We start from the raw sequence: 20522 nt of genomic DNA on the forward strand, positions 1-20522 counted from the left end.
GGAAGGCCCCTGCTCAACGCCGGGCGGTGGTCAGCTGATCGCCTCGCCGGCCGGGGCCGGGGTGTCGGCGTCGGCGCGGTGCGCGCGGATCTTGTGGCCGACGCTGGTCAGGCAGCGGCCGCTGGCCATGTCGAACCGCCAGCCGTGCAGCTGGCAGGTGAGCTGGTCGCCGTCGACGACGCCGAACCGGCTCAGGTCGGCCTTGAGGTGCGGGCAGCGCCGCTGGACCACCCAGCCGTCCAGCGTGATGTCCTCCGCGTCGACGGCCCGCTCGTGCTCGTCGTACCAGCCCTCCGCGTACTGGAGGCGCTCCTCGGACAGGCACTTGAAGAACGCGTAGACGAACTCGTTGTACTGGCCGATCCGGGCCGCCGAGAAGCGGCAGGACAGGAAGAGCGAGTTGACCCAGTCCACCTCGCCGATGTGCAGCAGGTGCTCGATCAGCGCCCGCTCGGTACGGAACCGGTAACGGACCTTCTCGTCCGCGTACGGCCGGACCTCCTTGCCCGGGAAGTCCACCACGATCGACTCGACACTTTCTCCGTCGTAGCCGACCAGGTCGAAGCGGACCGGCCCGCCGACGCCCTTGGCCAGGTAGATCGACTCGTCCAGCAGCGGCTCGATCCGGCGCTTCATCTCGCCGAGCACGTCGAGCTCCGGGTGCCGCCAGGACTGCTTCTCGGCCTCGATGATCGGGCGCTTGCGCTCCCGCATCTCCTCCAGGTGGGCCACCTTGTTGGCGAAGAACTCGGCCACCGGCACCGGGTGGGTGGTGCTCGCCCCCTCGGTGGTGATCTCCGCGACGCTGCCCGGCAGCAGCACGATGCCGTTGGTGCCGCCGACCTTGGCGTACTCCTCCAGGAAGACCGACTGGTCGGGGAAGATGTTGCCCTCGTCGCCGAAGATGTCGTTGAACTGCCACAGCGTGTCGTCGAGGAAGCAGGGCGGGCCGGCGATCGGGAAGACGTGGTCGGCCTTCAGGTCGTCGATGTAGCGCCAGGTGCGGTCGAACTGCCGATCCCGCTTCTGCTTGCCGAACGCGGTCTTCGCCGCCTGCGGCAGCTCGTAGACCATCGGGTACCAGATCGCGCCGGAGAACTGCAGCAGATGGGCGTGCACGTGGCCCAGCTCGGCGAAGACGCTCAGGTCGGCCGGGCGGGCGTCGTTCTGGTTGAGCAGCCGGACACCGTCGTACTCGACCCAGAGCGAGGAGTCACCGATCGGGCCGTCGGTCGGGCTGGTGAGCGCCTGGATCATGATCTTCAGGCCGCCGGGCAGCTCGACGACCTGCTCGTTCGGCGCCTTGAGGAACTTGGTGAAGCCCAGTTCCCGCAGCTCGTCCTCCATCTCGGAGGTGGGGAACTCGGGCAGCAGGACAGTGGCGTCCTTCGAGATGTGGTCGCGCAGGTGCTTCGCGTCGAAGTGGTCCCGGTGCAGGTGCGACACGTAGAGGTAGTCGACCTGGCCGAGGGACTCCCAGTCGAGCTGCGAATTGTCAGGGAAAGGGAACCAGGAGGCGAAATAGGCGGGATTGACCCACGGGTCGCACAGGATGCTGCCCGCGGCCGTGTCGATCCGCATGCTGGCATGTCCCGTACCGGTCACTCGCACCGTAGTCCCCCTCAAAAGGCAATCAGGCGTACGTCTCGACGCTACCGGAGGCAGTGTGGTCCCCGACCCGCGACGCCGGTAGTGCCCTTCCGCCCTGGTGCGGGCAGGTCCAACGGCCCGGGCGGCTCAGCCCCGCACCGATCCCGTCCAGCTCCGGCGCGCCGGCTCCGCCGGCGACCGCCCAGTCCTCCAGGTCCCACGCCTCGTACGCCGCCTTGAGCAGCTCCCGATCGTCCTCGCGGGTCACGCGTCCCCCATCAGGCCGGACCCTGCGCCGGGCGCGACACGGGGCGTGCCAGACTAACCGGAGATCCGATCGCGAGGGAAGGACCGACAGTGGCAGGAAGCGAGCCGGTAACCGCGCCAGATCAGCACAAGCCCGGACACCGCAAGTCCGGACGGATCGCGGCGGTGCTGTCGGCGGTGGTGTTGGTGATCATGGCGCTCTGCGGCAACCACGAGGGCAAGGTCGAGGACATCTGGCTGCTCGGGATCGCCGCGCTGCTGCTGGCCATCGTGCTCGGCGACGCGGTGCTGCGCCGCAACGGCCTGCGGTCCTGATCCGGCGCTCGCGCTCGACCGGTACGCCCGAGGGCCCGCCCCCAACCGGGGCGGGCCCTCGTCGTCTGCGGATCAGCGGCCGAGCAGGATGTCCTGCACGTCCTTGAGGGCGGCGTCGACCTCGGCCTCGAAGTAGCCGCCCGGCACCAGCCCGAAGCGCAGGGTGTCCAGGTCGTTCGGGTTCACCGGCATCGGGTTGCGGCCCTGCATGCCGCCGAGCAGGCTGTCGAAGAACCGGTCGACCTGATCCGGGTCGTAGCCGCTGCCGAAGCGGCGGACCTGGAAGCTGCGCCGGATCTGATCCACCCGGTAGAGATCGCTGCCGGGCGGGCCAGCCATCGGCGGGCCGACCATCGGCGGCCCCGGGACAGGCGGACCGGCCATCGGCGGCCCCGCAACGGGCGGACCGGCCATCGGCGGGCCGGACATGCCCGGGCCACCCCCGAAGCCCTGCTGAGGCAGGTGCGGCGGGCCGGCCGGGCCACGGCCACGCGGGTCACGCGGGTCCCGGTCGGGCATCCGGATCTCGGCGGTCATGTCGGGGCGACCGCGCCGGCCGGCCTCGAAACCGTCGAACCGCTCGTCCGGGCCGTAACCGCCGGGGCCCGGGGGCAGGCCGCGGGAGGGTGGGCCGCCGTGCCCCATCGGGGCGTTGGGACCCATCGGTCCCGGGCCGGCCGGGCCACGCGGCGCGTCGTACCCGCGCGGGCCGTCGTAGCCACCGGCGAAGGCGCCGGTGGGCTCGTCGTAGCGACCGCCGCCGATGGGATCGTCATAGCGGCCAGCGCCGGTGGGGTCGTCGTAGCGGCTGGCGCCGGCCGGCTCGTCGTAGCGGCTGCCGTAGCGGTCGGGCGGGCCGGGCTGCGCGGGCATCGGCCGGGGCGGCGGCTGCGGCGCCGGGGACAGGCCCCGGTCGTCGCGCATCGGCGGGCCCAGCCGGTCGCTCATCCGGGGGTCGCCGCCGCGCCCGCCCGGAACGCCGCCGCGTTCCTCCAGCTCGGCCAGCTGCCGCTCCACCCGGTCGAGGTGCAGGTCGACCTGCCACTCGTCGTAGCCGTTGAACCGGACCCGGAAGACGACGTCGTGGACCTCCTGGGAGGCCACGGGCGCGCCGACCGGCTGACCGGCGAGCGTCGCCTCCACCCGGTCCAGGAAGGCGTCCACCTCGTCAACCTTGTATCCCCGGCGGAGCGCCTTACGCCGGAAACGCTGACCCTGACTCGCCACTATGTCTCCTGGTCTCGTTCGCTACGCCCGGTCACACCGTTGCCTTGCGCGGTGGGTCGGTGTCCCTGTCCTCGGCGGCGGCGAGCTGCCCACACGCACCGTCGATCTCGCGCCCCCGGGTGTCCCGCACCGTGGTCGACACCCCGGCTTCGCGCAACCGCCGGACGAACTCCCGCTCGACCGGCTTCGGGCTGGCGTCCCAGCGGCTGCCCGGAGTCGGGTTGAGTGGGATGAGGTTCACGTGGGCCAGCTTGCCGGCCAGTAGCCGTCCGAGCAGATCGGCTCTCCACGGCTGGTCGTTCACGTCCTTGATCATCGCGTACTCGATCGACACGCGACGCCCTGTCGTAGCTGCGTATTCCCACGCCGCGTCCAGCACCTCGGACACCTTCCAGCGCTGGTTGACCGGGACGAGTTCGTCGCGCAGCTCATCATCGGGGGCGTGCAGCGACAACGCAAGAGTCACCGCGAGGTCTTCGCTGGCCAGTCGGCGGATGGCCGGGACCAGCCCGACCGTGGAGACGGTGATGTGCCGCTGGGACAGGCCGAGCCCCTCCGGGGCCGGCGCCACCAGCCGGCGGATCGCCGCCACCACCCGGGAGTAGTTGGCCAGCGGCTCGCCCATGCCCATGAAGACAACGTGCGACAGGCGCGGTGGCGAGCCGGCCACCGCCCCCGAGGCCGCCACCCCGGCGAGGTAGACCGCCTGGTCGACGATCTCAGCGGTGGAGAGGTTTCGGGTCAGCCCGGCCTGGCCGGTGGCGCAGAACGGGCAGGCCATGCCGCAGCCGGCCTGGCTGGAGATGCAGACGGTGACCCGGTCCGGGTAGCCCATCAGCACGCTCTCCACCAGCGAACCGTCGTGCAGCCGCCAGAGCGCCTTGCGCGTCGCGCCGTCGTCGCAGGCCAGCTCGCGGACCGGGGTGAGCAGCGTGGGCAGCAGCGTGGTGGCCAGCCGCTCCCGGGTGGCCGCCGGCAGGTCGGTCATCTGCGCGGGGTCGCGGACCAGGCGGCCGAAGTAGTGGTTCGAGACCTGCTTGGCGCGGAACTTCGGCTCCCCCAGCTCGGCGACGAGCGCCTGCCGGCCCGGCAGGTCCAGGTCGGCGAGGTGGCGGGGCGGCATCGCCGGTCGGCGGCCGCGGGCGTCGGGGTCTACGGAGATCAGGGGGAGACTCGTCATGGCGCGTCCAGTCTGACACGCCCGGAGCGGGGCGCACCCGTCCGTAGGGGCCGAATCGACCCCGACCGGCTGGCGGATGCGCACCCACCCACGTGATTCATCCCTCAGCCCACCACCGGTACGAAGATCGCCAGCAGCAGGTAGGCCGTCGGCACCGCGAACAGGATCGAGTCGAGCCGGTCCATCAGGCCGCCGTGCCCGGGGAGCAGGTTGCTCATGTCCTTGACCCCGAGATCCCGCTTGATCATCGACTCGGCGAGGTCACCGAGGACCGCCGCGCCGGAGATCGCCACCCCGAACAGCGCGCCCCACCAGGGCGCCACGTCGAGGAGCAGCCAGAGCAGCAGGGCGCTGCCCGCCGCAGCCGCGGTCACCGAGCCGCCGAAGCCCTCCCAGGACTTCTTCGGGCTGATCGTCGGGGCCATCGGGTGCTTGCCGAAGGCGACCCCGGCGGCGTACCCGCCGGTGTCGGAGAGCACCACGGCGACCAGGGTGACCAGCACCCGCAGGTGGCCGTCACCGGGGGCGGCCGCCAGCATCGCGGCGAAGCCGCCGAGGAACGGCACGTACACCGCGATCAGGGTGGCCGCGGTCAGGTCCCGCTGATAGTTGCCAGGGCCGTCGCCCAACCGCCAGATCATCGTGCCGAGCACGGTGACCAGCAGGCCGAGACTCAGCGCGTCCGGGCCGGCGAACCAGGCCAGCCCGACGGTGATCACGCCGCCGGCGATCAACGGCACCAGCGGCGGGTGGGCCCCGCTGCGGCGCACCGCCCGGGCCATCTCCCAGATGCCGATCCCGATCGCCGCGGCGATCACGGCGAGGAACGCCGGCAGGTAGAAGAAGAGCGGCACCACGATCGCCGCGCCGAGAGCCAACCCGACGGCGATCGCGGCCGGCAGGTTACGGCCGGCCCGGCCCGACGACGGCTGGGCCGTCGGAGGCCGGTCCGCGCTGGCCCGCCGGCGGCCGCGCGGGCGCCGACCGGCCGACGACTCCGGCTCCGGCTCGTCCCGGCCGGCGAGGTGGGCAGCCGGTTCGTCGCGTACCGGGGCGAACTGGGCGGTCGAGTCGTCGTCGTGTACCGGGGCGATCTGGGCAGTGGGGTACTCGTCGTAGGGCACGCCGGGGCGCCCAGCCCGGGGGCCGCCGGGGCCCCGGTCGCGCGGGTCACCGTCGCCGGGATCGTCCTCGCCATGGCTGCGCGGGCCCGCGTCCCGGTACCGGGGATCCTCCGGGCCGGGCTCGCGGTAGCCCCGGCCCCCGTCGCGCCACTCCTGGCCGTCGCGCCAGCGCTGATCGTCCCGGTAGCCGCGCTCGTCGCGGTCCGGGCCCGGGCGCTCGTCGTACGGCCGGCGGCCGGGCGCGTCGTACCCGTCGCCCGGACGGGCGTGCGGGTCGGCGGCGGGGCGGGGCCGCCCGTGCGGCTCCGCGTACGCCTCGGGGGCGCCGGGCCGTCGCCACGGCCCCGGCTCGACGTCGGCCTCCGGCCACGGCAGCGCGGCCGGCCGGTCCCAGCCGCGCGGCTCGGCGGCGCTGTAGGGGTCGGGGTGGGACATCACGTACCGAGCGGAAGCGGTACGGGAGCCACCACATGACGCAAGATCAAAACCATCCCCTACACGCGCGACTGTTCCGGTTGACCGGCCCGACGGCCGGCCGATCCCCGCTGTTCACCCAGCGGTGGTGGGAATCGTGCCGAGCCTACTGCACCCAGGGAGCCGGCACGGCGGACGATGGTCCCACCACGGCGACGGCACCGGGCCCGCCATCCGGTAGGGGTGGCGGCACACCGGTGCCGTGGCAGGTGCTCGGGCCGCTCAGACCTCGAGCAGCTCGTTCTCCTTGTGCTTGACCAACTCGTCGACGGTGGCGACGAAACGCTGGGTCAGGTCGTCCAGCTCCTTCTCGGCGCGCCGGCCCTCGTCCTCGCCGACCTCGCCGTCCTTGACCAGGCGGTCCAGCTCCTCCTTGGCCTTGCGGCGGATGTTGCGGACGGCGACCTTGGCCTCTTCGCCCTTGTGCCGGGCCACCTTGATCATCTCGCGCCGCCGCTCCTCGGTCATCTGCGGGAGCACGATGCGCAGCTGGTTGCCCTCGTTGTTCGGGTTCACGCCGAGGTCGGAGTCGCGGATCGCCTTCTCCATGGCGCCCAGCTGCGAGTTGTCGTACGGCTTGATGATCACCATGCGCGGCTCGGGGACCGCGATGGACGCCATCTGCGGCAGCGGGGTGGGGCTGCCGTAGTAGTCGATGACGATCCGGGAGAACATCGCGGCGTTGGCGCGACCGGTGCGGATGCCGCCGAACTCTTCCTTGGCGTGCTCGATGGCACGCTCCATCTTCTCCTCGGCCTCGAGGAGGGTGTCGTCGATCACCGGTCTCCTCGCCTCCTTCTGTTGCTCGTCGTGGCTGTGCTGCTGTGGTTCGGAGGGCCGCTGCCGGCTCGGGGCCGTTCAGGCGGTGATCAGGGTGCCGATCTTCTCGCCGCTGACGGCACGGACGATGGTGTCGTCGCCCTCGGCGCCGAAGACCAGCATCGGCAGGCCGTTCTCCATGCAGAGGCTGAACGCCGCGGCGTCGGCCACCCGCAGGTTGCGGCGCAGCACCTCGGAGAAGGTGATCGAGTCGAGCTTGCTCGCCGTCGGGTCGATCCGGGGGTCCGCGGTGTAGACCGCGTCCACGCCGTTCTTGCTCATCAGCACCACGTCGGCGCGAATCTCCAACGCCCGCTGGGCGGCGACGGTGTCGGTGGAGAAGTACGGCATGCCGGCGCCGGCGCCGAAGATGACCACACGGCCCTTCTCCAGATGCCGGATCGCCCGCAGCGGGATGTACGGCTCGGCGACCTGGGCCATGGTGATCGCGGTCTGCACCCGGGTCTCGATGCCCTCCTTCTCCAGGAAGTCCTGGAGGGCCAGGCAGTTCATCACCGTGCCGAGCATGCCCATGTAGTCCGCCCGGGCCCGGTCCATGCCACGCTTCTGCAGCTCCGCACCGCGGAAGAAGTTGCCGCCGCCGACCACCACGGAGACCTGCACGCCGCGGCGGACCACGGTGGCGATCTGCCGGGCGATGCCCTGCACGACGTCCGGGTCGACACCGATCGCGCCGCCGCCGAAGACCTCGCCGGAGAGCTTCAGCACCACCCGGCGGGCCCGGCCCGGCGGTGGGGCGGTCGGATCATCCGCCGCCAGGCTCCGGTCACTCACAACCTGCGTCATCCGCACCGCCCCTTCCGTCGCGCACCGCACGTGCGCCGCGTCCCGCGTACCTGCCGCTGCCGACCCTATGCGACGAGGAGGCCGCGGTGCCTGTCACGTACACCAGCGGCCTCCTCGTCGACGTTTCCCTGCGCACGGGCGCGTCATACGCCCGATGCGGCGGCTCAGGCCTGGCCGACCTCGAACCGGACGAAGCGGGTCACCTCGATGCCGGCCTCGGCCAGCAGCTGCTTCACCGTCTTCTTGTTGTCGGCGACCGACGCCTGCTCCAGCAGGACGAAGTCCTTGAAGAAGGCGTTGACCCGACCCTCGACGATCTTCGGCAGCGCCGCCTCGGGCTTGTTCTCCTCGCGGGCGGTCTGCTCGGCGATCCGCCGCTCGGACTCGACGACGTCGGCCGGGACCTCGTCCCGGGTCAGGTACCTCGGCCGCATGGCGGCGATCTGCATGGCCACGCCGCGGGCGTCCGCGTCGGCGGCCTCGTCGGTCTTGCCGGCGTACTGCACCAGCACACCCACGGCCGGCGGCAGGTCCTGGCTCTTGCGGTGCAGGTAGACCGCGGTGGTGCCGTCGAGCTTGGCGAAGCGGTTGAGCACCAGCTTCTCGCCGATCTTGGCGGACTGCTCCTGGACCAGGTCGGCGACGCTCTTGCCGTCGAGGGTGCTGGCGAGCAGCTCCTCGGCGGTGGAGACGCCGCTGGCGACACCGTGCTCGACCAGCTGCTGGGCCAGCGCGATGAAGGCGTCGTTCTTGGCGACGAAGTCGGTCTCGCAGTTGAGCTCGAGCAGCGCCTGGCCGGCGTGGGCGATGAGGCCGTTGGCGGCCGTGCGGCCGGCCCGCTTGCCGACGTCCTTGGCGCCCTTGACGCGCAGGATCTCGACGGCCTTGTCGAAGTCGCCCTCCGCCTCGGTCAGCGCCTTCTTGCAGTCCATCATGCCGGCGCCGGTGAGGTCGCGGAGCTTCTTGACGTCCGCGGCGGTGAAGTTGGACATGACTCTCTCTTCGGGTCTTGAGACTGCGGTGGGATGGTCTGGGTCCCGGTTACCCGGATCCGGGCCGGATGTGCCCGGCGTACCCGCCGCGCCCCACCGGCCGGGAAATCGGACGGTGGGGACGCGACGGCGCGATCACTCCGCGGCGGCGGTCGCCGGCTGCTCGTCGCCCTTCTTCGGCTCCTCGAGCAGCTCGCGCTCCCACTCGGCCAGCGGCTCGTCGGCGCCGACCTGGCCCGGCTCGGGCTTCTCGTCGGTGCCGCGGCCCCGGCCGGAGCGGGCGATCAGGCCGTCGGCGACGGCGGCGGCGACGACCTTGGTCAGCAGCTCGGCCGAGCGGATGGCGTCGTCGTTGCCCGGGATCGGGAAGTCGACCTCGTCCGGGTCGCAGTTGGTGTCGAGCACGGCGATCACCGGGATGCCCAGCTTGCGGGCCTCGTCGACGGCGATGTGCTCCTTCTTGGTGTCGACCACCCAGACCGCGGCCGGGAGCTTCTGCATGTCCCGCAGACCACCGAGGGTCTTGGTCAGCTTGTCCTTCTCGCGGGAGAGCTGCAGGGTCTCCTTCTTGGTGTAACCGGCGGCAGTGCCGCTCAGGTCACCCAGGGCCTCCAGCTCCTTCATCCGCTGGAGCCGCTTGTACACCGTCTGGAAGTTGGTCAGCATGCCGCCGAGCCAGCGGTGGTTCACGTACGGCTGGCCCACCCGGGTCGCCTGCTCGGCGATGGCCTCCTGGGCCTGCTTCTTGGTGCCGACGAAGAGGATGCTGCCGCCACCGGCGACGGTGTTGCGCACGAAGTCGTACGCCTTCTCGATGTAGTCGAGGGTCTGGCGCAGGTCGATGATGTAGATGCCGTTGCGCTCGGTGAAGATGAAGCGCTTCATCTTCGGGTTCCACCGCCGGGTCTGGTGCCCGAAGTGGACACCGCTCTCCAGCAGCTGGCGCATGGTCACGACGGCCATGGTGGGTACTCCTTGCGATCCCTGGTTGTCTCGCCCGGCCGGCGGCCGGGCGTCCTGGCGCCCGGTCGTCGGCCGTGACGGGCCCGACCAAGATCGGGACCAGGGAGGCCGGCGCCCCACGAAGCTGTCCGTGGAGAGGGCACGCGAGGTCGACCGCGCGAGGCGGTCGCCAGTCGACCAGTGTACGCCCTCCCCCTGTGCACCGGTCCCGGGGTACGGGACACGGGTGCGGAACCCGGTGGGTGATCCATGATCCACGCACGTTCCGGGAGTGTGTGGGCCGCCGACTGCCGTCAGGCACCCACCGTCCGGAAATGCCCGGGTCCTGGGGTACGGCAGCGGTGGTCAGCGGGCGGCGAGCGCCGCGGCGACGAAGAGCACCAGCCCGACGGTCAGATACGCCGTTGGCGGCCGCAGCCAGCCCCGGCTGCCGTCGGCCAGCGCCAGGCCGCCGGTCCGCAGCCCGTACAGGCCGGCACCGAAGATCGGCAGCCCGACCACCAGGAACGTGCCGACCACGACGTGCGAGGTGGAGATCGGGTCACCCACCACGCCCCGGAGGAGCACCCGCAGCGCCGGGACCTCCAGCGCGAGCACCAGCAGCGCCAGCAGCACCGCGAGCGCCGGCCGGCGGGTCCGGTAGACCCCGTCGCCGGGTGGTGGCCCGTCCAGCCGGGGCGCCACCGAGGGCATCGGCCCGGTCGGCATCTCCAGCGGGTGCGGCATCGGAGTGGTCACCACCTCCGGCGCCGGCACGGCGGGCCGCTCCCCCACGATCAGCGGCGTGGGCGCGCCGTGCGCCGGCCGGTCCCCGACGGTGATCGGGGTCGGGCCCACGTGCGCCGGCTCGGCCGGACGGGCCGGCTCGACGACCGGGTAGCCGGCCAGCGGGCCGGGCCGTGGGTCGCCGCCGAACGGCTCGCCGCCGCTCTCCCGCGAGACCCCGCCGAACGGCTCGCCGCCGCTCTCCCGCGAGACCCCGCCGAACGGATCGCCGGCGCTCTCCCGCGACGCGCCGCCGAGCGGATCGCCGACCTCGCGGGCCGCCCGTCGGCCGCTGCGACCGCCCGGCAACTCGCCGGAGATCTCCCCGGAGTCGTCCAGCCGGCGCGACCGCCGGTAGCTCTCGGTGTCGTCGTCCAGCGGTTCGGCCGCACCGAACCGGGCCGGGTCGGCGTACCGGCCCTCGCCGCCGGCACGCTGCTCGGGGGCCCGGAAGTCGTCGTCGCGGTAGCGCGCCTCACCAGCCGCCCGCCAGTCCGGGTCGGCGTACCCGGGATCGCTCCAGCGCGGCCCCTGCTGATCTTCGGGAAAGCTCCGTCGTCCGTCCACGACCGGCACGGTATGCGACCGCCATCCCGCCCGCCAACCGCCCTTCAGCCCGACATTGCCGCAGGTCAGCGCGGTTAATACCGCCTCATAACGGGGCACACGGTGAGTGATCGGCGACTGCTCTGAAAAGTCGTGGATCGTGCCGGCTGATCCGTCCACGGCCATTCCCCGGCGGCCTGGCGGTGGCCTGCCGGTGAGGTCGCTAGCACAGCACGGGCATGATCGTCCGCCCGTCCACAGGGCGCCCCGTCGTCCACAGGGGGCCGGCCGGGACCCGCCTCCCGACCCGGGGTGGGCGCACCGTGGGCGGCATGACGAAGCGGAACCAGGCCGTCGGCGCGTACGGCGAGCGGTGCGCGGTCCGGCACCTGATCGAGGCGGGGCTGCGCCCGGTCGCCCGGAACTGGCGGTGCCCCGACGGGGAGATCGACGTCATCGCCTGGGAGGGCGAGGTGCTCGCGTTCTGCGAGGTGAAGACCCGCCGGAGCGACGACTTCGGCAGCCCGGCCGAGGCGGTGGTGCCGGCGAAGGCGCGCCGGCTGCGCGGCCTGGCCGCCCGGTGGCTGGCCGAGACCGGCACCAGCGCCGAGGAGGTCCGCTTCGACGTCCTCGAAGTCCGGCTTCCCGCCGCCGGTCCGGCCCGGGTCGAGCACCTGAAGGGCGCCTTCTGAACATGAGCTACGCCAAGGTGCTGTGCGTGGGTCTGGTCGGGGTGACCGGGCACGTGGTGGAGGTGGAGGCCGACCTGGCGCCCGGGCTGCCGGGCGTGGTGATCTCCGGGCTGCCCGACACGGCCCTGCACGAGGCCCGGGACCGGGTACGCGCCGCCATCGTCAACTCCGGCCAGAAATGGCCGAACCGACGGATCACCCTCAACCTGCTCCCGGCCACCCTGCCGAAGTACGGGTCCGCGTTCGACCTGGCCATCGCGGCGGCGGTGCTCGGCGGCTCCGGCGAACTGCCGCTGCTGCCGCTCGAAGGGACGGTGGTCCTCGGCGAGCTCGGCCTCGACGGCACGGTCCGGCCGGTGCGTGGAGTGCTGCCGATGGTGGCCGCCGCGGCGCGGGCCGGCTTCCCGCGGGTGGTGGTGCCGATCGGTAACGCTCCCGAGGCGGCGGTCATCCCTGGCGTCCGGATCCGTGCCGTCGACACCCTGCACCGGCTGGTGGCCTTCGTCCGGGACGGTACGCCGCTGCTCCCACCACCGACCGCCGCGCCGGCCGCCGCCGCCGAGGGCCCCGATCTGGCCGAGGTGGCCGGGCAGCGGCTCGGCCGCCGGGCGCTGGAGGTGGCCGCCGCTGGCGGGCACCACCTGGCGCTGCTCGGGCCGCCCGGGGCCGGCAAGACGATGCTCGCCGAGCGACTTCCGTCGATCCTGCCGGAGCTCGACGACGCCGCCGCCCTGGAGGTCACCGCCCTGCACTCCATCGCCGGGCTCCTGCCGCCCGGCGGGCGGCTGCTGCGCCGGCCCCCGTTCCAGGCGCCGCACCACACGGCCACGGTGCCGTCCCTGGTCGGCGGTGGGTCGGGGCTGGCCCGGCCCGGGGCGGTATCGCTGGCCCACCGCGGCGTGCTCTTCCTCGACGAGGCACCCGAGTTCAGCAAGGGGGCGCTGGAGGCACTGCGCCAGCCCCTGGAGAGCGGCTGGGTCCGGGTCGCCCGGACCCGCGGCGGCGCGGAATATCCGGCCCGGACACAGCTGGTGCTGGCGGCGAACCCGTGCCCCTGCGCGAAGCCGTCCGGTGACGCCGACTGCGAGTGCACTCCGCTGGCCCGACGGCGCTACCTGGGCCGGCTCTCCGGGCCCCTGCTCGACCGGGTCGACGTGCAGGTCCGGCTGCTGCCCGTACGGGCGGCGGAACTGCTGGAGACCGGCCCGCCGAGCGAGTCGTCCACGGTGGTGGCCGCCCGGGTGGCCGCCGCCCGCCGGGCCGCCGTCGACCGGTGGGCCGCCGTCGACCGGTGGGCCGCCGTCGGTCGCAAGGTCAACGCCGAGATCCCCGGGCCGTACCTGCGTCGGGCGCCGTGGCGGCTACCCGAGCGGGACACCCGGGAGCTGCGGAAACGGCTCGACGCCGGCTCGCTCTCCGCGCGCGGATTCGACCGCGTCATCCGGCTCGCCTGGACCATCGCCGACCTGGACGGGCGGGACCGGCCGGACGGCGGGGACATCGCGGAGGCCATCCAGCTCAGGACGGGAGAGGGCACATGACCTCGAAGGACGACCGCCTGCTGGCGCGGGTCGCGTTGACCTGGCTCGCCGAACCGGGCACCCGCTCGGTGCACCGGCTGGTGGAGCAGCTCGGGCCGGTCGCCGCGCTGGACCTGCTCCTGGACGGCGGGGCACCGGACCGGGCGCTCCGGGCCGCCGTGGACGCCCGGTCCACGAGCAACGACGCTCGGGCGGTGGCGGAGCAGGCCCTGGCGCGTACCGAACGGCTCGGCGCGCGGGTGGTCACCCCCGAGGACGACGAGTGGCCGGCCCGGGTGGCGGACCTGCGCCGGCTGCTGCTGCCGGGAGCCGAACGCCGGGTCGACCTGGAGACCGCGCCACCGCTCTGCTTCTGGGTACGTGGGGCATGGCCCCTAGGGCAGGCACTGGACCGGTCCGTCGCCGTCGTCGGCGCCCGGGCGGCCACCCCGTACGGGACGCACGTGGCCACCGAGCTCGGCTACGGGCTGGCCGATCGTGACTGGACGGTGGTCTCCGGCGGCGCCTTCGGCATCGACTCCGCCGCCCACCGGGGCGCGCTGACCGCCGGCGGCCGGACCGTCGCCGTGCTGGCCTGCGGGGTGGACCGCCCATACCCGATGGGCAACGCGGCGCTCTTCGACCGGATCGCGGAGACCGGCCTGCTGGTCAGCGAGTGGATGCCGGGCGCGGACCCGCTGCGGCCGCGGTTCCTCATCCGCAACCGGGTGATCGCGGCCGGCACGCTGGGGACGGTGCTGGTGGAGGCGGCGGCGCGCAGCGGCGCCACGCAGACCCTCAACCGGGCGATCGGGGTCGGTCGACCGGGAATGGTGGTGCCGGGCCCGGTCACCTCGGCGATGTCCGTCGGCGCGCACGAGCTGCTGCGCGAGCACAGCAAGGCCCGGCTGGTCACCGGTGTCGCGCATGTGCTCGAGGAGGTGGGACGGATCGGATACGACCTGGCGCCGCCCGCCCGGGCACCCGAACGCCTCCGGGATCAGCTCGACGACGAGGCGACCCAGGTGCTGGAGGTGCTGCCCCGGCGGAAGCCGGTCAGCCTGGAGAGCGTCGCGGCACGCGCCGGGGTGGACCTCCGCACGGCCATGCGGAAGCTGTCCATGCTGGAGGAACTGGCCCTGGTGGTACGCCGCGACGCCGGCTACGCCCTCGCGCCGCCCGACAAGGGTGCGGGCCCCGCCGCCAGCACCACGAACACGCCGGCGTGACGGAGCCGGTCTCAGTCGCCCTCGAATCGGATCTCGACGTCCCGCCGGTCCAGGCAACGCCGCGCGAGCAGCGCCAACCGGCGGATGTGGGTGACCTCTGCGGGCGTCCGGGCCAACTCGGCCAGGCAGCGCAGCTCGGCGAGCAGTTGCTGGGTCGCCTCGGCGTCCACGACCGACTCGCCCAACGGGTCGACGCGATCCAGCAGCGGCGTACGACCCCCGCCCCGCGCCCGCTTGAGCAGGTCGAGCAGCACGTCGTCCGGGTCAGCGACCACCTCCGACGCGACGTACGACGGCCGGTGACGTACGGGCCCGGCCCGCACCACCCGGTAGAGCACGGCATCCACACCCACGCTTGCTTCCTCTCCCGGCCGCGTCGCTCGCCCGGATCGACGCCTGTCCCGACTGGCTCACCCTTTCGCGCCGCCGTGCCGGGGAATCACCCCGCCACGGCGCACCCCGGCCGCCACGGCGCAGGCGGCACCTGCCGGCAGCGGCGCGCCCGGCCTTCGAGGGCCTGGCCGGCGCCGCCACTGTCCTCTTCGTATGACCAGTTTCCCGTGCCCAGGCCCCGGTCAGCCACCCCGACCTGCGGCTGGAACCCGCCCGCCCGACGTACGCCGCCGTCCGGGCGGCCCCGGGGCAGGGCAACCACCCGGCCGCCCTGCCCAGGTCGGCAGGACCGACAGGTCGGCAGGACCGACAGGTCGGCGGCAGGTCGGCCGGTCGGCAGCCCGGCAGGTCGGCAGGCCCGGCAGGCCCGGCAGGGCGGCGGCGGGGCGGGCGGCGTGGGCTGCTCTCCGGCGGTCGCGCCCGTAGGCTGAGCCGGTGTCCGCCGACAGCAGGGGCCGCCGGGGCCGCGGAAGTCTTCCACGGCACGCCGACGCGTCGCCGTCCCGGCTGACCGGGCCCGCGGCGAGGCCGAACTGGGGCCGGAGGTGCCGGTGAGCGGCGAGCGGCGCGGCACCAGGGCGGCACACGAGGCGCTGCCGCCGCAGCTACGGGAGGCGGTGGACGCCTTCGCCGACCATCTGGCCGGGGTACGCAACCGGTCCGCGCACACCGTGCGGGCGTACGTGACCGACCTGGTGTCCCTGCTCGACCATGCGGGACGGATGGGCTGCGCCGACCTGTCGGAGCTGGACCTCGCGGTGCTGCGGAGCTGGTTGGCGAAGCAGCGGACGATGGGCGCGGCACGCACCTCCCTGGCCCGTCGGGCCGCCGCCGCCCGCACCTTCAGTGCCTGGGCCCACCGGGCCGGCCTGCTCACTGCCGACGTGGCCGCTCCGCTGGCCAGTCCCCGCGCCCGCCGGGACCTGCCCACGGTCCTGCGGGCCGACCAGGCCGCCGCCCTGATGGACGCCCCACGCGTCCGGGCCGTCGGCCAGGCCGCCGCCCGGGCGGACGCCCCGCACGTCCGATCCACGGCCGAAGGCCCGACCACCGGCGACGGGCCGACCGCCAGCGCCAGTCCGTCGGCGTGCGGGGCCTCGGGCGACAGCCGGGGCGGAGCGGCCGAGGGCACCGCGTCCGGTCAGGAGGGTCCCGGCGGCGAGGACGCGGCGCTGCTGCGTGACCGGGTGCTGCTCGAGCTGCTCTACGGCACCGGGGTGCGGATCAGCGAGGCGTGCGGCCTGGACGTCGCGGACGTCGACCACGCCCGCCGGGTGGTACGCGTGCTGGGCAAGGGCGGCCGGGAGCGCGCCGTGCCGTACGGGGTGCCGGCGCAGCGCGCGTTGGACGCCTGGCTCAGCCGGGGCCGACCGGCGCTGGCCGGCCCGGGCTCGGGGGCGGCGCTGCTCCTCGGCGCGCGCGGCGGGCGGCTCAACCCGACGACCGCGCGGCGGATCGTCGCCGGGTACGCCGATGCCGCCGGCCTTCCCCGCACCACCCCGCACGGGCTGCGGCACTCGGCGGCCACCCATCTGCTGGAGGGTGGGGCGGACCTGCGCGCTGTGCAGGAGTTGCTCGGTCACTCCTCGCTGGCCAGCACCCAGATCTACACGCACGTGTCGGTGGAGCGGCTGCGGGCGGCGTACCGGCAGGCGCACCCGCGGGCCTGACGGCCGGAAAGCTTCCCGCCGCCGCAAGGGCGGCATGCCCTCGCGGCGAACGGCGGGTTGATGATCCACGGCGGGCTACGATCAACGAATGACCGTCCCGCAGCCGCCCGAGCCGATCCCCGGTGCTCGGCTGCTCTTCTCCCTCGATCCGTCGGTCAGCCATCTCAACCACGGGTCGTTCGGCGCGGTGCCGATCGGGGTACAACGGGCCCAGCAGCGCCTGCGCGACGAGATGGAGGCCAACCCGCTGCGCTTCTTCATCCAGGGCCTGGTCGACCGGATCGCGCACACCCGGCGGCACCTGGCCACCTTCCTCGGCGCCGACCCGGACGGCACCGCGCTGGTGGGCAACGCCACCACCGGTGTGGCGGTGGTGCTCCAGTCACTCGGCCTCCGGCCCGGCGACGAGGTGGTGACCACCGACCACGGGTACGGGGCGGTCGCCTTCTCGGTGGAGCGGGAGTGTCGCCGGACCGGAGCGGTGTCCCGGACCCTGCCGGTGCCGCTGACCGCCTCCGACGAGGAGGTGGTGGAGATCGTCCGGGCCGGGCTGCGTCCGGGCCGGACCAAGCTGCTCATCGTCGACCAGATCACCTCGCCCACCGCCCGGCTATTCCCGACGGCCGCGATCGTCGGGCTGGCCCGGGAGCACGGGGTGCCCGTGCTGGTCGACGCGGCGCATGCCCCGGGCATGTTGCCGATCAGCGTGGCCTCGATCGGTGCCGACTTCTGGGTGGGCAACCTGCACAAGTGGGCGTACGCGCCGCGGGGGACCGCCGCGCTGGTGGTGGCCGGGGCGTGGCGGGAGCGGATCCAACCGCTGGTCGTCTCGTGGGAGCAGGAGACCGGCTTCCCCACCCGGGTCGAGTGGCAGGCGACGCTGGACTACACCGCCTGGTTGGCTGCCCCGGCGGGCCTGTTCACCCTGCGCACTCTGGGCCTGGACCGGGTACGCGCGCACAACGCCGCGCTGGCCGCGTACGGGCAACGGGTGGTCGGGGACGCGCTCGGGGTGGCGCCGGCCGACCTGCCGGAGCCCGGCGGACCGACGGTCGCCATGCGGCTCGTCCCGTTGCAGCCCGGCGTCGCCCCGACGATCGACGCGGCGCGGGAGCTGCGCGCCCGGATCGCGGAACGGCTGGCCGCCGAGGTCTCGGTGGCCTCCTGGCACGGCCAGGGCTGGCTGCGCCTGTGCGGCCAGGTCTACAACACCCCCGACGAGTACGACCGGTTGGCCGCTCGTCTCCCCACGCTGCTGGCCCAGGGCTGAGCCGTCGAGCGGCAGCAGCCGCACCGGGCCGAGCCCGAGGAGGGCCAGCGGATCGAGGTACTCCTCGCCCCGGCGCAGCCCCCAGTGCAGGCACGCCTCGGCGGGGCAGCCGGGATGGCCGGCGAGCAGGGTGCCGATCGGCGTGGCGGCACTGACCGGGGTGCCGGCCGGCAGGCGGGGGTCGACCGGCTCGTAGGTGGTGCGTAACCCGGTGGCGTGTCCGACGGTGACCACGGGCCGCCCGGCCACCGTGCCGGCGAAGAGCACGACCCCGGCGCCGGCCGCACGCACCTCAGCACCCGGGCTGGCGGCCAGGTCGACGCCGCGGTGGCCGGGCAGCCACGGCTGCGGCGGCGGGTCGAACCGGCGTACCGGTCGGGGGGTGCCGGCGAGCGGCCAGCCGAATCGCGCGGCGCCGGACGGCCCGGGAGGCACCCGGTCGGCCGGTGGCCGATGGCCCCCGGCGGGGCCGGCGGCCGGCAGGATGGGCGGCAGTGGTCGGATCGTCATCCGGTCGGACGAGCCCGCCGGAGTGGTCGGTGAGGGCGATCTCGTCGGCGGCGGCAACTCCCGGTTCATCAGCGGGACGGACGCCGCCCGGGTGGCGGCCCCGGCCGGGCGGGGCCGGACGGCGACCGGGACGACCAGCAGCAGGAGCCCGAGGGCCGCGGTGGCCCGGCGCAGCGGTTTCGGCACGCCGGACACCCTGCCGTCACGATCGGTGTCGCCGCGACCGGCCGGAGCGGTGCCTGTGGACGACTGGTGAGCTGTGGACGGCCCCCCGTGCACGGGACCGATCTGATAATCGACGGCCCCTATGCTGGCCGCGTGACGAAGGACTGGTACGCCTGGCACGCCGACTACGACCAGCCCGGGTCGGCGCTGTCCCGCCGTCTCGCCGAGCTGCGAAGCCGGATCCGGGACGCGCTGGACGCCGCGCCGGCCGGTCCGCTGCGGGTGATCAGTCTCTGCGCCGGCCAGGGTCGGGACCTGATCCCGGTGCTCGCCGCTCATCCCCGGCGGGACGACGTCACCGCCCGCCTGGTCGAGCTGGATCCACGCAACGTCGAGGTGGCCCGGGCGGCCGCCGCCGGGGCCGGCCTGCGCGGGGTGGAGGTGGTGGCGGGCGACGCGGCGCTGACCGACCGGTACGCCGATCTCGTGCCGGCCGACCTGGTCCTGGTCTGCGGCATCTTCGGCAACATCGTCGACGCCGACATCCGGGCCACGGTGCGGCACTGCGCCGCGCTGTGCGCCACCGGCGGCACGGTGTTCTGGACCCGGCACCGCCGCGAGCCGGACCTGGTGCCCGCCATCTGCGACTGGTTCGCCGAGGCGGGCTTCACCCCGGTCGCGGTGAGCAGCCCCGCCGACGGGGTGGGCGTGGGCGTGCATCGGTTCACCGGTACGCCCGACCCGCTGGAGACCGGCGTGCGGATGTTCGAGTTCGTCGGCGACGAGCGGCTGACCCGGTCCGGCCGCTCGGTGGGCCAGGCCGCGCCTGCGACCCATCCCCTGACCGATCCGAGGGAGTCGAGATGACCACTGTGGACAACGTCAGCCACCCCTCCCGGGTGGCCGGGCCGGACGAGGCGATCAGCGCCGAAGAACTCCAGCTGGCCGCGCGCAACCACGGGATCCCGCTGGAGGCGCTCCGCTACGACGTGACCCCGGCCGGCCTGCACTACCTGCTCATCCACTACGACATCCCGGACATGGACCCGGCGGCGCACACGCTGACCGTCGACGGGGCGGTGCGGCGGCCAATCACCCTGGACCTGGGCGCGCTGCGGGAGCGGCCCCGGGTCACCCACCGGGTCACCCTGGAGTGCGCCGGCAACGGACGGGCGTTGCTGCACCCGCGGCCGGTCAGCCAGCCGTGGCTGGTGGAGGCGGTGGGCAACGCGGAGTGGACCGGCACGCCGCTGGCGCCGCTGCTGCGCGAGGCCGGGCTCGCCGCCGACGCGGTGGATGTGGTCTTCACCGGGGCGGACCACGGGGTGGAGCGCGGCGTCGAGCAGGACTACCAGCGGGCGCTGCCGGTCGCGGACGCGCTGCGCGAGGAGGTGCTGCTCGCGTACGAGATGAACGGTGCTCCCCTGCTGCCCCAGCACGGCGCGCCGCTGCGGCTGATCGTGCCCGGCTGGTACGGCATGGCGCACGTCAAGTGGCTGCGGAACGTGCGGGTGCTGGCCGAGCCGTTCGACGGCTACCAGAACGCCGTGGCGTACCGGCTGCGGCAGGACGCCGACGACCCGGGCGTGCCGGTGACCCGGATCGAGCCCCGGGCGCTGGTCCGGCCGCCGGGCTTCCCGGACTTCATGTCGCGTACCCGGGTGCTGCGGCCGGGTCCGTGCACCGTGGACGGTCGGGCCTGGTCGGGGTACGCGCCGGTGACGGCGGTGGAGGTGACCTTCGACGGCGGTACGACCTGGGTGCCGGCGACCGTGGAGGGGCCGACCGGGGGTGAGTGGGCCTGGCGGCGGTGGCATGTCGAGTGGCGCCCGACGCCGGGGCGCTACGTGCTGGGCGCGCGGGCGACCGACGCCTCCGGGCGTACCCAGCCGGTCGAGCAGCCGTGGAACCGGGGTGGTTTTGCCAACAACCTGGTGCAGCGGGTCGCGGTGGTGGTGCTGGCGGAGTGATCCGCCGTCGGCGGCGGGCGGCGAGTCGACCGTC

General features: G+C 73.9%; 20 protein-coding genes and 1 pseudogene. 9 read left to right on the forward strand and 12 right to left on the reverse strand.

Annotated elements, in window-relative coordinates:
• Positions 1-30: 30 nt before the first annotated feature.
• Both ABZ783_RS01600 and ABZ783_RS01605 read right to left on the reverse strand, forming a co-directional pair.
• Complete coding sequence (locus ABZ783_RS01600; protein ID WP_357433654.1) at positions 31-1611, reverse strand: Rieske 2Fe-2S domain-containing protein; 1581 nt, start codon at positions 1609-1611, stop codon at positions 31-33.
• Between the two features lie 22 nt (positions 1612-1633).
• Positions 1634-1858 (reverse strand): hypothetical protein, encoded by a 225-nt coding sequence (locus tag ABZ783_RS01605; RefSeq protein ID WP_357433656.1) that lies wholly within the window; start codon positions 1856-1858, stop codon positions 1634-1636.
• Positions 1859-1947: 89 nt separating this feature from the next.
• Between ABZ783_RS01605 and ABZ783_RS01610 the strand changes: the two genes are divergently transcribed.
• Positions 1948-2172, forward strand: coding sequence for a DUF2631 domain-containing protein (locus ABZ783_RS01610; RefSeq protein WP_357433658.1), 225 nt, complete (start codon positions 1948-1950; stop codon positions 2170-2172).
• Positions 2173-2244: 72 nt separating this feature from the next.
• Here ABZ783_RS01610 and ABZ783_RS01615 read toward each other — a convergent pair whose 3' ends face one another.
• From ABZ783_RS01615 to ABZ783_RS01650, 8 genes are all read right to left on the reverse strand, one after another.
• Complete coding sequence (locus ABZ783_RS01615; RefSeq protein WP_357433660.1) at positions 2245-3399, reverse strand: DivIVA domain-containing protein; 1155 nt, start codon at positions 3397-3399, stop codon at positions 2245-2247.
• A 31-nt stretch (positions 3400-3430) separates the two neighbouring features.
• Positions 3431-4579 (reverse strand): 23S rRNA (adenine(2503)-C(2))-methyltransferase RlmN, encoded by a 1149-nt coding sequence (rlmN, locus tag ABZ783_RS01620; protein WP_357433662.1) that lies wholly within the window; start codon positions 4577-4579, stop codon positions 3431-3433.
• Positions 4580-4683: 104 nt separating this feature from the next.
• Positions 4684-6138: a phosphatidate cytidylyltransferase gene (locus ABZ783_RS01625; RefSeq protein WP_357434294.1), complete on the reverse strand. Its 1455-nt coding sequence runs from the start codon at positions 6136-6138 to the stop codon at positions 4684-4686.
• Positions 6139-6399: 261 nt separating this feature from the next.
• Entirely contained in the window at positions 6400-6957 is a 558-nt protein-coding gene (gene frr, locus ABZ783_RS01630; protein WP_357433664.1) for a ribosome recycling factor, read from the reverse strand.
• A 78-nt stretch (positions 6958-7035) separates the two neighbouring features.
• On the reverse strand, positions 7036-7803 hold the full coding sequence (gene pyrH, locus ABZ783_RS01635) for a UMP kinase (protein ID WP_073832711.1): 768 nt from the start codon (positions 7801-7803) through the stop codon (positions 7036-7038).
• 164 nt (positions 7804-7967) lie between these two features.
• Positions 7968-8795 carry a translation elongation factor Ts gene (gene tsf, locus ABZ783_RS01640; protein WP_357433666.1) on the reverse strand — a complete coding sequence of 276 codons (828 nt, stop codon included), beginning with the start codon at positions 8793-8795 and terminating at the stop codon, positions 7968-7970.
• Between the two features lie 135 nt (positions 8796-8930).
• Positions 8931-9758 (reverse strand): 30S ribosomal protein S2, encoded by an 828-nt coding sequence (gene rpsB / locus ABZ783_RS01645; RefSeq protein ID WP_073832538.1) that lies wholly within the window; start codon positions 9756-9758, stop codon positions 8931-8933.
• Between the two features lie 345 nt (positions 9759-10103).
• The gene (locus ABZ783_RS01650) at positions 10104-11090 is read right to left on the reverse strand and encodes a hypothetical protein (RefSeq protein WP_357433669.1); all 987 of its coding nucleotides are present in this window, start codon (positions 11088-11090) and stop codon (positions 10104-10106) included.
• Between the two features lie 311 nt (positions 11091-11401).
• Between ABZ783_RS01650 and ABZ783_RS01655 the strand changes: the two genes are divergently transcribed.
• From ABZ783_RS01655 to ABZ783_RS01665, 3 genes are read left to right on the forward strand one after another with little or no spacing between them, the layout of a single operon-like run.
• Positions 11402-11761, forward strand: coding sequence for a YraN family protein (locus ABZ783_RS01655; protein ID WP_357433671.1), 360 nt, complete (start codon positions 11402-11404; stop codon positions 11759-11761).
• A gap of 2 nt (positions 11762-11763) precedes the next feature.
• Positions 11764-13302, forward strand: coding sequence for a YifB family Mg chelatase-like AAA ATPase (locus ABZ783_RS01660; RefSeq protein ID WP_357433673.1), 1539 nt, complete (start codon positions 11764-11766; stop codon positions 13300-13302).
• Entirely contained in the window at positions 13299-14510 is a 1212-nt protein-coding gene (locus tag ABZ783_RS01665; RefSeq protein ID WP_357433675.1) for a DNA-processing protein DprA, read from the forward strand. Before ABZ783_RS01660 ends, ABZ783_RS01665 begins: the two co-directional genes overlap by 4 nt.
• Before the next feature lie 11 nt (positions 14511-14521).
• Here the strand turns inward: ABZ783_RS01665 and ABZ783_RS01670 are convergent, their stop codons facing one another.
• Positions 14522-14863, reverse strand: a complete 342-nt coding sequence (locus ABZ783_RS01670; RefSeq protein ID WP_357433677.1) for a hypothetical protein — start codon at positions 14861-14863, stop codon at positions 14522-14524.
• A gap of 591 nt (positions 14864-15454) precedes the next feature.
• On the opposite strand from ABZ783_RS01670, the gene ABZ783_RS01675 reads away from it, so the two are divergent.
• A complete protein-coding gene (locus ABZ783_RS01675; RefSeq protein WP_357433679.1) occupies positions 15455-16573 on the forward strand; it encodes a tyrosine recombinase XerC in 1119 nt (372 codons plus the stop codon).
• An 88-nt stretch (positions 16574-16661) separates the two neighbouring features.
• Entirely contained in the window at positions 16662-17843 is a 1182-nt protein-coding gene (locus ABZ783_RS01680) for an aminotransferase class V-fold PLP-dependent enzyme (protein WP_357433681.1), read from the forward strand.
• On the opposite strand, the pseudogene ABZ783_RS01685 reads toward ABZ783_RS01680, so the two are convergent.
• Positions 17844-18422, reverse strand: a pseudogene (locus ABZ783_RS01685) (M23 family metallopeptidase); the annotation flags it as partial.
• On the opposite strand from ABZ783_RS01685, the gene ABZ783_RS01690 reads away from it, so the two are divergent.
• The 3 genes from ABZ783_RS01690 to ABZ783_RS01700 all read left to right on the forward strand — a co-directional run bounded on the left by ABZ783_RS01690 (position 18328) and on the right by ABZ783_RS01700 (position 20488).
• Positions 18328-18609 carry a hypothetical protein gene (locus tag ABZ783_RS01690; RefSeq protein ID WP_357433682.1) on the forward strand — a complete coding sequence of 94 codons (282 nt, stop codon included), beginning with the start codon at positions 18328-18330 and terminating at the stop codon, positions 18607-18609. The pseudogene ABZ783_RS01685 and the gene ABZ783_RS01690 overlap by 95 nt on opposite strands.
• 62 nt (positions 18610-18671) lie before the next feature.
• On the forward strand, positions 18672-19385 hold the full coding sequence (locus ABZ783_RS01695) for a class I SAM-dependent methyltransferase (RefSeq protein ID WP_357433684.1): 714 nt from the start codon (positions 18672-18674) through the stop codon (positions 19383-19385).
• On the forward strand, positions 19382-20488 hold the full coding sequence (locus tag ABZ783_RS01700) for a sulfite oxidase (RefSeq protein WP_357433686.1): 1107 nt from the start codon (positions 19382-19384) through the stop codon (positions 20486-20488). The genes ABZ783_RS01695 and ABZ783_RS01700 overlap by 4 nt, the downstream gene beginning before the upstream one ends.
• Positions 20489-20522 lie beyond the last annotated feature (34 nt).

Source organism: Micromonospora sp. NPDC047738 (assembly GCF_040642675.1).
Classification (GTDB): Bacteria; Actinomycetota; Actinomycetes; order Mycobacteriales; family Micromonosporaceae; genus Micromonospora.

Bases quoted from the DNA above. Each gene is read 5' to 3' on its own strand.
- rlmN (WP_357433662.1), bottom strand. From the start codon at position 4,579: ATGACGAGTCTCCCCCTGATCTCCGTAGACCCCGACGCCCGCGGCCGC.
- ABZ783_RS01625 (WP_357434294.1), bottom strand. From the start codon at position 6,138: ATGTCCCACCCCGACCCCTACAGCGCCGCCGAGCCGCGCGGCTGGGAC.
- pyrH (WP_073832711.1), bottom strand. From the start codon at position 7,803: ATGACGCAGGTTGTGAGTGACCGGAGCCTGGCGGCGGATGATCCGACC.
- tsf (WP_357433666.1), bottom strand. From the start codon at position 8,795: ATGTCCAACTTCACCGCCGCGGACGTCAAGAAGCTCCGCGACCTCACC.
- rpsB (WP_073832538.1), bottom strand. From the start codon at position 9,758: ATGGCCGTCGTGACCATGCGCCAGCTGCTGGAGAGCGGTGTCCACTTC.
- ABZ783_RS01655 (WP_357433671.1), top strand. From the start codon at position 11,402: ATGACGAAGCGGAACCAGGCCGTCGGCGCGTACGGCGAGCGGTGCGCG.
- ABZ783_RS01660 (WP_357433673.1), top strand. From the start codon at position 11,764: ATGAGCTACGCCAAGGTGCTGTGCGTGGGTCTGGTCGGGGTGACCGGG.
- ABZ783_RS01665 (WP_357433675.1), top strand. From the start codon at position 13,299: ATGACCTCGAAGGACGACCGCCTGCTGGCGCGGGTCGCGTTGACCTGG.
- ABZ783_RS01680 (WP_357433681.1), top strand. From the start codon at position 16,662: ATGACCGTCCCGCAGCCGCCCGAGCCGATCCCCGGTGCTCGGCTGCTC.
- ABZ783_RS01690 (WP_357433682.1), top strand. From the start codon at position 18,328: ATGGGCGGCAGTGGTCGGATCGTCATCCGGTCGGACGAGCCCGCCGGA.
- ABZ783_RS01700 (WP_357433686.1), top strand. From the start codon at position 19,382: ATGACCACTGTGGACAACGTCAGCCACCCCTCCCGGGTGGCCGGGCCG.